This is a genomic window from Bartonella senegalensis OS02 (assembly GCF_000312545.1).
GTDB classification, from domain to species: Bacteria; Pseudomonadota; Alphaproteobacteria; order Rhizobiales; family Rhizobiaceae; genus Bartonella; species Bartonella senegalensis.
Genome location: NZ_HE997540.1, coordinates 208,514 through 223,861, shown reverse-complemented (window position 1 = coordinate 223,861; position 15,348 = coordinate 208,514). Strand labels below are relative to the sequence as shown.

At 37.6% G+C, this 15,348-nt stretch carries 9 protein-coding genes; 6 read left to right on the top strand and 3 right to left on the bottom strand.

Annotated elements, in window-relative coordinates; genetic code table 11:
* Positions 1-117: 117 nt before the first annotated feature.
* From BN200_RS00940 to BN200_RS00910, 6 genes are all read left to right on the top strand, one after another.
* Positions 118-1,629, top strand: a complete 1,512-nt coding sequence (locus tag BN200_RS00940; protein WP_019220528.1) for a Do family serine endopeptidase — start codon at positions 118-120, stop codon at positions 1,627-1,629.
* Positions 1,630-1,709: 80 nt separating this feature from the next.
* Positions 1,710-2,396: a response regulator transcription factor gene (locus BN200_RS00935; RefSeq protein WP_019220527.1), complete on the top strand. Its 687-nt coding sequence runs from the start codon at positions 1,710-1,712 to the stop codon at positions 2,394-2,396.
* Positions 2,393-3,775, top strand: a complete 1,383-nt coding sequence (locus BN200_RS00930; protein ID WP_019220526.1) for a sensor histidine kinase — start codon at positions 2,393-2,395, stop codon at positions 3,773-3,775. The genes BN200_RS00935 and BN200_RS00930 overlap by 4 nt, the downstream gene beginning before the upstream one ends.
* Positions 3,776-3,869: 94 nt before the next feature.
* A complete protein-coding gene (locus BN200_RS00925; protein WP_019220525.1) occupies positions 3,870-6,794 on the top strand; it encodes a bifunctional [glutamine synthetase] adenylyltransferase/[glutamine synthetase]-adenylyl-L-tyrosine phosphorylase in 2,925 nt (974 codons plus the stop codon).
* A gap of 1,059 nt (positions 6,795-7,853) precedes the next feature.
* A complete protein-coding gene (locus BN200_RS00915) occupies positions 7,854-8,681 on the top strand; it encodes an outer membrane protein (protein ID WP_019220523.1) in 828 nt (275 codons plus the stop codon).
* 417 nt (positions 8,682-9,098) lie between these two features.
* On the top strand, positions 9,099-9,623 hold the full coding sequence (locus BN200_RS00910; protein WP_034988537.1) for a methylated-DNA--[protein]-cysteine S-methyltransferase: 525 nt from the start codon (positions 9,099-9,101) through the stop codon (positions 9,621-9,623).
* Here the strand turns inward: BN200_RS00910 and BN200_RS00905 are convergent.
* From BN200_RS00905 to BN200_RS00895, 3 genes are all read right to left on the bottom strand, one after another.
* Positions 9,620-11,941, bottom strand: a complete 2,322-nt coding sequence (locus BN200_RS00905) for an ATP-binding protein (RefSeq protein WP_019220521.1) — start codon at positions 11,939-11,941, stop codon at positions 9,620-9,622. The genes BN200_RS00910 and BN200_RS00905 overlap by 4 nt on opposite strands.
* A gap of 284 nt (positions 11,942-12,225) precedes the next feature.
* A complete protein-coding gene (pepN, locus tag BN200_RS00900; protein WP_019220520.1) occupies positions 12,226-14,853 on the bottom strand; it encodes an aminopeptidase N in 2,628 nt (875 codons plus the stop codon).
* Between the two features lie 76 nt (positions 14,854-14,929).
* Positions 14,930-15,348, bottom strand: a 419-nt coding sequence (locus tag BN200_RS00895) for a uracil-DNA glycosylase (RefSeq protein WP_019220519.1), incomplete at its 5' end; no start/stop codon positions are given.

Here is a 15,348-nt window from a genome sequence, read left to right as displayed (position 1 = left end):
TGTCTTTAAACCTTACAAAACTTTAACAATTTAGACAGAAAACGGTAAGGTCTGTTATTTTATAAAGAGCCAGACAGGATTGGGATAACAATATGATTAAATAGGAGCATGTACCAAATGGTTAAAAAGAAATTCTTCACAACATTAGCTGCAGTAAGTTTTTCTGCTGCTTTAGAATCTGCACTGTTTTTCAGTGGATGTGGATCAAGCTTGTGGACGACAAAAGCGCATGCAAATTCTGTATTTACTTCCTTAATACAACAACAGGGATTTGCAGATATTGTTTCTCAAGTGAAGCCTGCTGTTGTTTCAGTGCAGGTGAAGAGCAATAAAAAGAAAAAAGAGTGGTTCTTTAGTGACTTTTTTAGTACTCCAGGCTTTGACCAATTACCAGATCAACATCCCTTGAAAAAGTTTTTTCAAGAATTTTATAATCGTGATAAGCCTAACAACAAATCTTTTCAACATTCGCATAGACTGCGTCCTATAGCTTTTGGATCGGGCTTTTTTATCTCGTCTGATGGTTATATTGTGACCAATAATCATGTGATTTCTGATGGTACAAGCTACACTGTTGTTCTTGATGATGGCACGGAATTGAATGCGAAACTCATTGGAACAGATCCACGAACCGATCTTGCAGTCTTAAAAGTCAATGAAAAAAGAAAATTTTCTTATGTTGATTTTGGTGATGATACAAAGCTTCGCGTTGGTGATTGGGTTGTTGCTATTGGTAATCCATTTGGTCTTGGTGGAACTGTAACAGCAGGTATTGTTTCAGCACGTGGGCGTGATATCGGCACTGGTGTTTATGATGATTTTATTCAGATTGATGCCGCTGTGAATCGAGGAAATTCTGGAGGTCCAACTTTTGATCTCAATGGAAAGGTTGTTGGAGTGAATACAGCAATTTTTTCTCCTTCTGGCGGAAATGTTGGGATTGCTTTCGCTATTCCGGCAGCAACAGCAAAACAGGTTGTGCAACAACTTATTGAAAAAGGTTTAGTTCAGCGTGGTTGGCTTGGGGTTCAAATTCAACCTGTAACGAAAGAAATTTCTGATTCAATTGGTTTGAAGGAAGCTAAAGGTGCTTTAATTACTGATCCATTAAAGGGACCAGCGGCAAAAGCGGGTATCAAGGCAGGTGATGTTATTATTTCAGTGAATGGTGAAAAGATTAATGATGTCCGTGATCTAGCAAAGCGTATTGCCAATATGAGCCCTGGAGAAACAGTAACCTTAGGTGTTTGGAAATCTGGGAAGGAAGAGAATATTAAGGTGAAACTTGATTCGATGCCTGAAGATGAAAGTATGAAGGATGGCTCGAAATATCCGAATGAGAACAAGAATTCAGATGAAACATTGGACGATTATGGTTTGATTGTTGCTCCTTCTGATGATGGTGTAGGATTGGTTGTAACGGATGTAGATCCAGATTCCGATGCCGCAGATAAAGGAATACGTCCTGGTGATGTGATTGTGACAGTGAATAATAAATCTGTTAAAAAGGTCTCTGATATTACGGATACAATCAAAAATGCTCAAAAGTTAGGACGGAAGGCCATACTTCTTCAAGTGCGAACCAATGAGCAAAATCGTTTTGTTGCTCTTCCTATTTTAAAAAAATAATACCTAATGAATGGTAGGACAAAAGTTTTGTACACTTTTGTCCTACAACGCTGTTTAATCAAATAACGGAGATGCGTTTTATGAAGATACTCGTTATCGAAGATGATCATGAAACGGGGCGTTATCTCGAAAAAGCTTTTGGGGAGGCAGGACATTCGGTTGATGTTGCGTATGACGGTGAGACGGGATATGCTCTAGCTGAAACGGGGAATTATGATGTTATGGTTGTTGATCGGATGCTTTTGCATCGTGATGGTCTTTCTATTATTGCTGAATTGCGTGCTAAAGGCAATGAAACACCAGCTCTCATCCTTTCAGCTTTAGGACAAGTGAATGATCGTGTGATGGGATTGCGTGCAGGAGGTGATGATTATTTGACAAAGCCTTATGCTTTTTCTGAACTTCTTGCCCGTGTTGAAGTGTTGCAACGGCGGAAAAATCCTAAAGAGGCAGAAACGGTTTATTGCGTAGGCAATCTTGAGCTAGATCGGCTCGCACATACAGTAAAACGAGGTGAGAGAAATATTATGTTACAGCCACGAGAGTTTCGTTTACTTGAATATTTGATGCGATATGCTGGGCAGGTTGTCACCCGTACCATGCTTTTAGAAAATGTTTGGGATTATCATTTTGATCCACAAACAAATGTCATAGACGTTCATATATCTCGTTTAAGAGCAAAAATTGAAAAAGATTTTGATGTTCCACTTCTCTATACCATACGTGGAGCAGGATATATGCTGAAGGCACCAGATAACAAAATATGAATCGTTTACTTAATATGATGCGCACAACTGCGCTAAGGCTTTCAGCACTTTATATTTTACTGTTTGGGTTAGTTGCAACAGGTCTTTCTATTTATATAATGGCATTTTCTGTTTCATTGTTAACCGAGCAAACTGAACAGGCTTTGCGTGAAGAATTAAGACGTATCGAAAACGCTTATAACTATGGTGGGCTCCCTTTATTAATACGCACTATTGATTATCGTTCGCGTCAACCAGGAGCTTTTCTGTATCTTGTTGCTGATCCTATGGGGCGTATTTTAGCAGGCAATGTTGCACGTATTGAATTAGGCCTTTTGAATCGTAATGGCTTTATTGCCAATTCTTTTTTATATTCACGTTTTGGAGAACATGGCAAAACAGGTGAACATCGTGCTTTAGCAATTATTGTTGATTTGCCCAATGCTATGAAAATTCTTGTGGGGCGAGATTTAGATGAACCAGAACGTTTTGTGGCGGTTATTCGTAAAGCAGTCATGATTGCTCTTGCAGCAATGGTTGGAGGGGCTTTACTCATATGGTTTTTTGTTGGTAGGCGGGCATTGCAGAGAATTGATCATGTAACGGCTGCATCACAGCGCTTGATGGAGGGGGATTTCAGTGGGCGTTTACCTGTTTCTGGGGTAGGGGATGAGTTTGATAGGTTATCGGCTAATCTGAACGTTATGTTAGACCGCATTGAAGAATTAAATATTGGTTTGCGTCAAGTGTCTGATAATATTGCTCATGATTTAAAAACACCGCTCACGCGTCTTAGAAATCGTGCTGAAGCAGCCCTTTCGGGGCAAAAGACAAAGCTTGAATATAGTCAAGCACTTGAGGGTATCATTGCTGAATCAGATCAACTCATTCGTACTTTTAATGCTATTTTAATGATTTCACGCATTGAGGCGAGTAGTACAATTGAGCATCTTGAAACTATGAATATGAAACTGATCCTTGAAGATGCTATTGAAATTTACGAACCTTTTGCTGAAGAGTCCGGTGTTTTACTTCGGTTAGGGGATATCTTTGATAAAGAGCTGAAATTAAATCGTGAGCTTGTTGCGCAATCGATTTTTAATCTTATCGATAATGCGATTAAATATGCATCTAAAGATGGAAGGAAGGCGAAAGTTTGCTTATCGATGGAATATCGTGGTGAACATTTGTTAGTTGTCGTTAGCGATAATGGTCCGGGAATTGCAGCGGATAAACGTGAAAAAGTAACAGAGCGCTTTTTTCGTCTTGAAGAAAGCCGAACACGACCCGGTTTTGGTATTGGTTTAAGTATAGCAAAAGCTGTTATGAAACTTCATGGAGGTGAACTTTTACTTGAAGACGCTAATCCAGGGCTTAGAGCTGTTTTATTATTTCCTTAAAGTATTTTACTTAACCGTTCTATTTTTACACAGAATAGCTTTTTTAAGTATAAGGCAGAAGAAAGAAAGGTTAAATGCTTTTTAGGCAGTGCGAATGAAAAATGCTTTTTTAAAAACACAGTTTCTTTCTTTACGCCCTCTCGATGAAAGTGGTTCTCAATGGTTAAAAGATCTTGAAGAACAAGCGAGGAAAGAAAATTTAAAGTCGCTTGTTTTCTCTCTTTCAAATCAAGGAAAACAGATTAATTTTCTAAGCGCAGTTATGACCTTATCGCCTTTTTTGCGTGAAGCTTTGATTGCCAATCCCTCGTATCTCAGTCCCTTATTACATGTTGATATAGAAACAAGATTGAGCGAAATTATAGAGGATATTGCGCTTATTGATAAAAGTGAATCGATACGTGAAAATGCATTAATGACGGCTTTAAGACGCAAAAAACGAGAAGCGCATATTCTCATTGCTTTAGCTGATTTGGGTGGTATTTTTACTTACGAAATTTCATGTGCTTGGTTGACCCGTTTGGGAGAAGCTGCATTAGGTGTGGCACTCCGTTTTCTTTTAAGAGAAGCACATGATCATGGTAAAATAAATTTATTGAGCCGTGAAGATCCAGAAAAAGACTGTGGTTTAATCATTCTGGGGATGGGAAAATTGGGGGCAGGAGAACTTAATTATTCTTCTGATATTGATCTTATTGTTTTTATTGATGAAATGTCACCTCATATTGGTAATCTTTCTGAGAATATTGATTTCTTCTCTAAAATGGTACGTCGATTAATCCGTATCATTCAAGAACGTACTGCAGAAGGGTATGTTTTTCGTCTTGATTTTCGACTTCGACCAGATCCAAGTTCAACACCTTTAGCTTTACCGGTAAGAACTGCCTTGCGTTATTACGAGGGGCGTGGACAAAATTGGGAGCGGGCAGCTATGATTAAGGCACGCCCAGTTGCAGGTGATAAAAGGGCAGGCTTTCACTTTCTCAAAGAGCTTTTTCCTTATATGTGGCGGAAATATTTAGATTATGCTGCAATTGCAGATATTCATTCGATCAAGCGTCAAATCCATGCATATAAAAATTATGGTCAAATTGCTGCTTATGGTCATAATATAAAGTTAGGACGAGGTGGTATTCGTGAGATTGAGTTTTTTGTCCAGACACAACAACTCATTGCTGGTGGGCGTTTTCCTCAATTGCGTGGGCGTCAGACAGTTGCAATGTTAGCAGAACTTCATAATCTGGGTTGGATCAGTGAGAAAACGAGAGATAGCCTTGTAAAAAGTTATGCTTTTTTACGCAATGTAGAACATCGTATTCAAATGCTTTCGGATGAACAAACGCATCTTCTCCCAAATGATGTTTCTCAATTTACCAGTGTTGCCTATTTGATGGGCTATCAAGACACGAGCAGCTTTATCTGCGATTTATTAAAAACGCTTCAGGTTGTCGAAAAACATTATGCTGCATTGTTTGAGAATGAACAAGAACTGGGTTTGGAAATCGGCAATTTAGTTTTTACCGGTGAAGAAGATGATCCAGAGACATTAATAACATTAAGCCGTTTAGGTTTTGAAAGAGCGAGTGATATTTGTCGTATTATGCGCACACTTCATTGCGGGCGTTATAAAGCAACGCAATCTGCAGAAGCGCGTGAGAGATTAACAGAATTGACTCCAGCACTTTTGAAAGCTTTTGGCGCGACAAAACGAGCTGATGAAGTCATGTTGTGTTTTGATCGTTTTTTACAAGGGTTGCCTTCAGGAATTCAGCTTTTTAGTCTTTTGCAGTCTAATCCTTCTCTGTTGGAGATGTTAGTGCTTATCATGGGTGCAGCTCCACGTCTTGCAGAAATTATTACACGTAAACCCCATGTTTTTGATGGAATGTTAGATCCAACTATTTTTTCAGAATTGCCAACAAAAGCTTATCTAGAAAAACGGCTTGAATATTTTCTTGAAGGTGTTTCTTCTTATGAAGAAATTCTCAACCACTTAAGGCTTTTTGCTGATGAGCAACGTTTTTTGATTGGTATTCGGATTTTGAATGGTGCAATTACTGGTGAGAGAGCAGGTTTTGCATTTACGGCACTTGCTGATCTTATGATCGCAAAAACGTTTGCTGTAGTTCAAGAGGAATTTTCGCATCTTCACGGTAGCGTTAAAGGAGGGCGTTTTGGCATACTGGGTGTGGGGAAACTTGGAAGCCGTGAATTAACTGCTGGTTCGGATATTGACCTTATTTTGCTTTATGAACATGATGAGGATGCGGAAATATCTGATGGAAAAAAACCGCTTTATATTCCCCAATATTATACGCGTTTGACACAGCACTTGGTTGCAGCTTTATCGTCTCTTACCAGTCAAGGTGTTCTTTATGCCGTTGATTTAAGATTGCGACCATTAGGCAATAAAGGACCCGTTGCTGTTTCTTTTCCATTTTTTAAGAAATATTATCGTGGAGAAGCATGGATATGGGAACATCTTGCTTTGACAAGGGCACGAGGTATTGCAGGAGATCTCGATTTTTTACAAAAGTTAGAAAAGGAGGTCTGTGCGATTATTGCTTTTTCTCGTAACAAGAAGGATGTAGCAAAAGCAATATGGGAAATGCGTCTATTGATTGAAAAAGAAAAACCGCCAGAGAATCGATGGGATTTGAAAACGATACCCGGTGGCATCATGGATTTGGAGTTTATTGCCCAATTTGCCCTTATTACGCATATGATTGCGTTTGAAATTGGAGCAACGACAGCAGATATTTTGACTCAATTACCAAGCAATTTTTTTCATCAGTCATTTATTTCTGATCTACATCGTGCCTATGGTATTTACACAAATTTAAGCCAAATTATACGACTTTGCTTAAATGATGCTCTTGATCTTAATGATATGCCACCGGGATTAAGCGATCTTTTGTTAAACAGTGTTGGAGAACCTGATTTACAGCGTGTTGAAAAATTAATAGAGGAAACGGGGCAATCAGTATGTTCAATTTTTAAACAAGTCATGAAATATTGAAGATGTTTTTATGAGAAAATTGCATAGGGGTTATAAGGATAAAATGTAACCAAATAGGATGATAGATTATAAAAACATAATATAAAAAGATATCTATGAATCATAAAAAAAACAGTAAAATAAACAAGTTACTGCGAAAAGTATTTTTTATAAAATATGAGCTTTCTATTTTTTTAGGTCTCTATTGGAAATTTTTTGTAAGTTTTTTGATCGCGAGTGGTAACACTGTTTATTTGTTCGATAGAAAAAAAACTTTACGATTATGGGATCATTAAGTTTAGTCTAAATTTGAGAAGTACATTCTTTCGGATGTCATTCTATGAATGAGAGTGTGATTTTTACATGAAACGTCCATGCTCTCCACTGAAGTTTCGCCAATCAATGCATGATTTTTTATACTTTCTGGTTATTTGCTTTAATGGAATAGAGAGCAAAAACCATTTTCAGTTAATTTTTTGTGCTGATTGAAGTGGTTTTTACGCTAATTTACGGATTTATATTATATTCATTCATAAAATTAAAATGCACTTTTTTCCTTTTAAGGGATGAGAGTATTTTTCATCCTTTATGGTTGAGTGCATATTATAATAATGCATTGCCTGTCGTAAAACTCTCTCAAGTGGAACATCTTCATGTACTGAGAGAGGCTGAAGATTTCTTTTAGAAAAGAGTGAGAATTGGCATTTGTATTACCTGAATTGAGACAAAATATTGCAAAGCTTGTATCTCTATATTTTTACTTCTTCCATAACGGAAATACATTAAGCAAATGGAGTAAGAAGCTTTACGGATTACATTCAAAAACTTCATTTTTTTAAAAATGAACTTACGATTATTTATGTAATGTCATGCAACTACGAAATTATAAAAGAAATTGAGATAAAGAATCCAAATAGTAGATAAAGAATCCAAATAGTAGCACGATTTATGAATTTTTTGGGGAATTTTCAACTAGAAAGTTATTTTTTTTATAACTGTGTTATTTTTGCTACAGATTTTTTGAAAAAAATGTGAAACCATCTACAATTATGTGTCACTTTAGCTTTTAGGGGAGCAATTATGACTACAAAATACTTAATCACAACATCTATTTTTTCTTTAATTTCAATTTCTATAGCTCAGGCAGCGGATGTTATAGTTCCAGAACAACCAGTGCCTGTGGTTGCAGTTCCTGCTTTTTCTTGGACAGGATTTTACCTTGGTGGACAAATTGGTAATTTTTCAAGTAAGACAGCTTTAAGTTATTTAAAAGATGGAAATACAGGAAAATGGACTCCTGTTAAAAAGGACCTTTTGCCTAAACTTTCTGGTTTTGTAGGCGGTATTTATGCAGGTTCCAATTTTGATATCGATGATGGTTTCATTATAGGTATTGATACAGATGTAATGTGGTCTGGTAAAAAGAATACGAAGACTATCACTCCACCAGCAGTTACGCCAGAAGTAAAATTGCAGAAAAGTTCAGGCGATACAGAAGAAACTTCTGCAGCGGCGACGTATGAAACTGTGTCTCATACTTTAAAACAAAAATGGTTTGGTGCTACACGGGTGAAAGTTGGTTTTGCTGTGGAGCGTATGATGCCTTATGTTGCAGGAGGCGTTGCTTATACGCAGCTTCAAAATATCTTTGAAAAGGAAGCAGACAAAACCGAAACAACAAATAAAACAGCAAAAGCGGCTGATATTTCTGATTTTTTGCATGATGAAAAAAAGACAATGATTGGTTATACCCTTGGAGGGGGCGTTGATTTTGCAATGACTGATAATGTTATTGTACGTGCAGAATACCGTTATTCAGATTATGGTAAGAAGAAATTCGCAGATGAAAAAATTGAAATGCGCTACAAAACGAATGATTTCCGCGTTGGTGTAGCATATAAATTTTAATTTTTTGTAAGATTAAATTGTCAAAAAGTCTCATTTTCGAATGAGGCTTTTCTTTTTTCAGGTTTGTATCATCAAGTATTCTTTTTAAAGAGAGATATCCTTTTATGCGCAGTAGTTTGTGTACTATGTACTTTTATATTAAAATGATACGCCTTTAAGCTGATGATTATTTGGTTTTCTATAGAGTTATGAATGGACAGGTATAGAGAGAGTTTAGCTTCTTATTGTTATTTTCACATTCTATTCTAGAAAAGAGTTAAAGTATGATTTTGAGTCAATGGATAAGAAGATGGATTTCAAGGTGATTTTTTTTATCATCTTGTAGAGAGAGACAAAGATGGTCATAAGAAAATTTTCTTCCTTTCTTTATTTCATTTATGGTGTTCAAAATCTTTTAAAAATATAAAAAAAATCAAAATGTTAAACATTACCCAAAAGAGAATATTTTGTTTGAAAAACGTCTCAATAGGAGTGCTTTTGGTAGCAAAGTCTCACAAAGGGATTTGTAAGATAGCATTGGCAGATACTGCAGAACAATTATTACAGGAATTTACGGTGCGTTTTAGCGATGTCAAACAAGTGGATGATGATGGCACATTTAAGAGAGAAGTCGCACATATTATAGCAATGATAGAAAGTCCTCACTTTGTAAGGAAATATGATTTTGCCTTAGATATAAAAGGTACAGTCTTTCAGAAGAAAGTTTGGACGGTATTATGTGAAGTACCCTGTGGTGAAACAATTTCCTATGAAGCGTTAGCACAACGCATTGGTATGCCCAATGCTTTTCGTGCAGTTGCGAATGCATGTGCACGTAATGAACTAGCCTTACTCATTCCTTGCCATCGTGTTGTGCGCAAAGACGGCTTTATCTCCGGATATCGTTGGGGTATCTGGCGGAAAAAGATTTTACTACAACGGGAACAAAAGGAAGAAATTTAACTTTGTTTAATGGGCATTGTAATGGTTACAGTTGTGCCTTTCATTTCTTTAGAGATAATTTCAAGCTTCCCTTTGTGTAGTTCTAGCAAGGAACGCGAAATGGCTAATCCAAGACCTGAGCCAGTATGGGTTTTGGTGAGTTGATTTTCTACTTGTTCAAAGGGTTGTCCAAGTTTTTTGATTGCTGATTGGGGAATGCCAACGCCTGTATCTTTAATCCTACAAACAAGATTATTTTTTTTCTTGAAAGCGCAAACATTAATACTTCCGCCAGAAGGTGTGAATTTAACAGCATTGGAGATAAGATTAAGGAAGATCTGTTTCATAGCACGGCCATCAACTTCTGCATGCAATTCTGGAGCAATATTTGTTGTAACAGAAATATTTTTTTCTTGAGCCTGTGGTGTAAGCGTTCGCACTGCTTCACTCATGATGGGTTCAAGATCGATATTTTTACAATCAAGAGTAAATCTTCCAGCTTCGATTTTGGACATATCAAGGATGTCATTGATAAGAGTGAGAAGGTGGGTTCCTGAATTATAAATATCATGCATATATTCTTTATAGCGTTGTGAACCAAGAGGACCAAAGGTAGATTGCAACATGATATCTGAAAAGCCAAGAATGGCGTTAAGTGGCGTACGCAATTCATGGGACATATTGGCTAAAAATTCTGATTTAGCTTTGTTAGCACTTTCAGCGCGCTCTTTTTCTGCTTTCAAACTTTTATTAAGTTTTTCAACTTCTGTTGCACGTTGTTGCGCACTTCCTCGAGCACGTTTAAGTTCTTGAATGAAAGAAAAAAGGCGTCTTTCACTGTCTTCAAATTTTTCCTGTTGTTGTTTCAGTTCAGAAATATCTGTACCAATGCAGACAAGCCCTCCATCTTGGGTACGTCGTTCATTAATTTTGAGCCAACAACCATCTGCAGTTTGGCGAATACTGGTTAAGTTGCCAGCACCATCATCTTTGAGAGGATATTCACTCATTGCAGGGCGTGCCATGGCTTCAACGGTTGCACGCTGAATTCCTGATTGTAAAACTTGTTTAGGGATAGCGGCATATTCGCAAAATTTACTGTTGGACATGACTAAACGTCCTTCTGAATCCCATAATACAAAAGATTCAGAAATATTTTCAATGGCATCACGGATACGAAGGTCAGCTTGTGCTGTTTCTTCTGCAAGTTGGCGCTGTTCACTAATATCAAAGGCAATACCAACCAAATGAGGTTCTTCTTCATCCGTTACTTCAGCACGAATGCGCATCCATACATAATAACCATCGGCATGACGCATGGGGACATTAATATCGATATGCTTTTTTTTACCACTCATTAATTCTTGCGCAAGATCAAAAAAATTAGCATCGTTTGGGTTGATAATAGCGGTAATTTGGGAAATTGAGAGCAGTGCATCTTGAGGTATGTATCCGAGCATTTCATACATTGCTCGTGACCAGTAAACACGCCCGCTTGCCATATTCCAATCCCACAGTCCACAGCGTCCACGCATCATTGCCATATCAATGCGATTTTGATTTTTTTCTGAAAGTGAATCTGTTTTGCGTGCTCGTACAATTTGATTATAATAAGCGCAGAGGAGAGCTAAAATAACCCCACTTGTTCCTATGAACAGGGTCATATTTAACGAGAAAATTTTGCGCCATTCCATATAGGTCTGTTGCGTTTTTTCGCTGACAAAAACGCCATATTGTCCATTTTCTGTTTGGTGGAATGAAGCGAGAGCAGGAGCATCTTTTCCTATTGTGATTTTCATGATTCCAGCATGTTTTCCAAGAGAGCGTAAAGCAATGCTCTCAGAGGTAAAATCCTGTAGAGGTTTTCCTAAAATTATTTCAGAACTAGAGGATGCTAACACATTACCTTTTTGATCGACTATGGCGATAGTAGTGCCAGTTTTGATCAGACCTTGGTTGTCAAAATTGCTAAGGATATTTTGCAAATGATTTTGAGAAAGAGAAGCGATTTTTCTTTTCTCAGTAGCGGCAAGTAAGTCACGATCAATTGTATTGCTGATATGAGAAGCTAAGAGAGTAAGGGTGGAGCACGTATTTTTATCTATCGTATGGCGCAAATCATAAATTGAGACAAAACGAATTGCTGCCAATACAACGAGAAATATAATAATGACAAATGGAAGTGAACGCCGCAACAAAAGTTCAGTAAAAAGAAGTTTTTGATAGGTCGAGCCCACAAGCAGACTGATACGCTTTGTCTGTGCTTTATGATTTTGAGCACTCGACTTTGAATCAGCATACATCTCTGTTGGCGCATTATATGCGTCCAATTTAGCCATTTCTCGTTCCTTTAATTATGGAATAATGTATTGTAAAAACTGCTTCAATATTCATCGTAAACCCCATCGGTTACAGTGAATCAAAACATGAGTCCTCTGTCCAGTCTTTTTTTAGAAAAAGGTATTTTACTATTATTGAATGTGGATTATGGAAAGGGAAAGGAATTTTAACATGACCTATAAACAAGTATTTTATAACCTATTTATAGGCCTATATGATCGAAGAGTTCGTTGATATTATTTTATAAATAATATTATAATATACTGATTATAAATATTTTTTCTTAAGAGAGGAGACGAGAGATGATCTCAGCCACATCGCTTGACAATTGAGGTGCTGCTGCAATTGTTTTTAATGCAGTTTCAAGTTTTTGTTGCCGAATGGGTTCTAATTGTCGCCAAGAGCGCATCCTTGTTAATAACCATGAAGCGAGCTGTGGATTTTTTTTGTCAATTTCCAAAATGATTTGGCAGAGAAAATGATAAGATGCACCATCAACTCTATTAAATCCGGTTAAATTATGAGAGGCAAAGACACCAATCAAGGCGCGTACACGATTAGGATTATCTTGTGAAAAAAGCGGATGCTGCATGAGTTTTCGAACATGATCAAGTGTTGATACTCCCGCAACCATTGCTTGAATCGAGAACCATTTATCCATAACCAAAGGGTCATGCTGATATCGGTTTTCAAAATCATTTAAGGCATTTTGCGCCTGCTCACTTTCATGAAAGCGCTGTACTAAAATAGCTATACTGGCCATACGGTCAGTCATATTATCAGCTGTTGCATATTGTATAGCAGCACGATTGGGGTGTGCTTCAGCGATGGAAAGATAGTCTAGCAGAGTATTCCGTAATGCTCGTTTTCCAGCTTGCACGGTGTTTGGTGAATAGGGCTCGTTGGTTTGCATTTGTCCATAAACTTTTGTGAAGAGCTCTTCATGTATACGTGCAAGTGAAGCTAAAAACTGATTGCGCACAGAGTGAACACGCTCTGGATCGACATTGTTACCAATTATATGAGCAAGTTCAATTTCGCTTGGTAAACTTAAACAAAATGCACGAAACTCTGGTTCAAGATTTTCATCTGTAAGAATATTTTCAATTAATTTTAGCAAAGCAGAGGGCATATCCTCTTTTGCGGGCTTTTTCTCCTGAATGGCTTGAATGAGAGCTTGCGTCATCAAATGGTTAAGTGACTGCCAACGATTGAGTTGATTACTGTCATTTTGTGCAAGAAAGATGAGTTCACTTTCATTAAATGGAGTTTGTAGATTGATAGGCGCAGAGAAGTCTCTAAGCAGTGATAAGACAGGTTTTTCGCTCAGTCCTCTTAAGGTGAATGTTTGATTTTCTTGGGAGAGAAGCATAACATCTGATTGAATATCTGTATCGGCTTCATAAGTTAAAGATTTCCCGTTATGCCCTAACAAACCAAATGCAATAGGGATCAGCATAGGCTTTTTTGTATTCTGTTGAGGGGTTGCTGGAATATGTTGTTTTGCATGAATCGTAAGAACACCATTACTATAATGGCTATCGATTTCTACAGTGGGTGTGCCAGCCTGTTCATACCACAGCATAAATTGTGAGAAATTTCGTCCAGAGACTTCAGCAAAACAGGCGATAAAATCTTCAATTGTACAAGCTTGTCCATCATGACGTTGAAAATAGAGATCCATCCCTTTACAAAAGAGAGTAGGGCCTAAAAGAGTGTGCACCATGCGAACAACTTCTGCACCTTTTTCATAAACGGTTGCGGTGTAAAAGTTGTTGATTTGGCTATATTGATGGGGACGTACAGGATGAGCAAGGGGACCAGAATCTTCAGTAAATTGCGTAGCTTTCAGTGTTTTTATAGTGTTAATTCTCTGTAAGCTGCGTACATTTTGATCTGAGGAAAATTCTTGATCACGATAAACCGTTAAGCCTTCTTTTAAACAGAGTTGAAACCAATCACGGCAAGTAATACGATTACCAGTCCAATTATGGAAATATTCATGCGCAATGATCCGTTCGATATTTCTATAATCATGATCGGTTGCTGTTTCAGGATCTGCAAGAACATATTTATCATTAAAAATGTTAAGCCCTTTGTTTTCCATTGCACCCATGTTAAAGTCAGAAACAGCAACAATATTGAAAACATCAAGGTCGTATTCGCGCCCAAAACAGTGTTCATCCCAACGCATCGAACGTTTAAGGGCATCCATTGCATAGGTTGCACGTTTGGCCTTTCCTTTTTCCACATAGATAGCCAGTTTGATACGTCGACCAGATATAGTGGTAAAATGGTCTTCTAATTTATCCAGATCACCACCAACGAGAGCAAAGAGATAGGATGGTTTGGGATAAGGATCTTCCCAAATGGCAAAATGGTAATTATCTTCAAGAGTTCCTGTTTCAATGAGATTGCCATTGGAAAGTAAGATGGGGATTGTTTGAGAATCCGCTTCAATTTTTACCGTATAGGTTGAAAGAACATCTGGGCGGTCATAAAAATAAGTAATACGGCGAAACCCTTCTGCTTCACATTGTGTACAATAAACACCATTTGAAAGATAAAGCCCCATGAGTTGGCTATTGCTTTCAGGATTTATTTCCGTAACCAATTGCAATGTAAAAGGAGCAGCTGGTGGGGCGGTAATTTCTAAACGTGAAGGAGTGGCTTTATAAGCATCTTCAGACAATCTCTCGCCATTAAGAGCAACAGAAATTAATGTAAGATCATCACCAGAAAGCACAAGAGGTGTTAATTCTTTTGTATTGTGACGCGGTTCAAGAAACAATGTTGCTGTAACAGAAGTTTTTGTTGGTGCTAAACGGAAGTGTAATTCTGTTTTAGGTATAGCGTAAGGGGTTTGCTGATAGTCTTCCAGATGATAAATAGGGACTGCTGATTGTTGCATAATTTTTTCCTATGAGTGTTTAAGAGTTACAAATTGAGAGAAAGCTTACGCACTGAGGTAAAGCAGAATGAACGAATTATAAAAGGCTGTCTAAGCGATTTTTTACTTCTAGAAAGTCTAGCCACGTAAGCTTTTTTTGACTCGGCGTCCGGAGAAGGTAAGCAGGGTGAAAGGTTGGCATAACAGGTATTTTTATGTTGTTCTCGCTTTCATAGATGTGCCATTTCCCTCGGGTTCGGATAATTCCATTTTGTGTTCCCGTAAGAAACTGTGTAGCAACCCCTCCCAGTGCTATAAGAATACGAGGATTAGCTAAATAAATGTGCCGTTCAATAAAAGGACGGCATAATGCAACTTCTCTTGGCGTTGGTGTACGATTTCCTGGTGGGCGCCAAGGAATAGTGTTGGCTATGTAAACATTATTTCTTGTTAAACCAATTGATGCAAGAATTTTATTCAGTAACATTCCTGCTTTTCCTACAAAAGGAATTCCTT

Bases quoted from the DNA above. Each gene is read 5' to 3' on its own strand.
- BN200_RS00940 (WP_019220528.1), top strand. From the start codon at position 118: ATGGTTAAAAAGAAATTCTTCACAACATTAGCTGCAGTAAGTTTTTCT.
- BN200_RS00905 (WP_019220521.1), bottom strand. From the start codon at position 11,941: ATGGCTAAATTGGACGCATATAATGCGCCAACAGAGATGTATGCTGAT.
- BN200_RS00930 (WP_019220526.1), top strand. From the start codon at position 2,393: ATGAATCGTTTACTTAATATGATGCGCACAACTGCGCTAAGGCTTTCA.
- pepN (WP_019220520.1), bottom strand. From the start codon at position 14,853: ATGCAACAATCAGCAGTCCCTATTTATCATCTGGAAGACTATCAGCAA.
- BN200_RS00910 (WP_034988537.1), top strand. From the start codon at position 9,099: ATGTTAAACATTACCCAAAAGAGAATATTTTGTTTGAAAAACGTCTCA.
- BN200_RS00925 (WP_019220525.1), top strand. From the start codon at position 3,870: ATGAAAAATGCTTTTTTAAAAACACAGTTTCTTTCTTTACGCCCTCTC.
- BN200_RS00915 (WP_019220523.1), top strand. From the start codon at position 7,854: ATGACTACAAAATACTTAATCACAACATCTATTTTTTCTTTAATTTCA.
- BN200_RS00935 (WP_019220527.1), top strand. From the start codon at position 1,710: ATGAAGATACTCGTTATCGAAGATGATCATGAAACGGGGCGTTATCTC.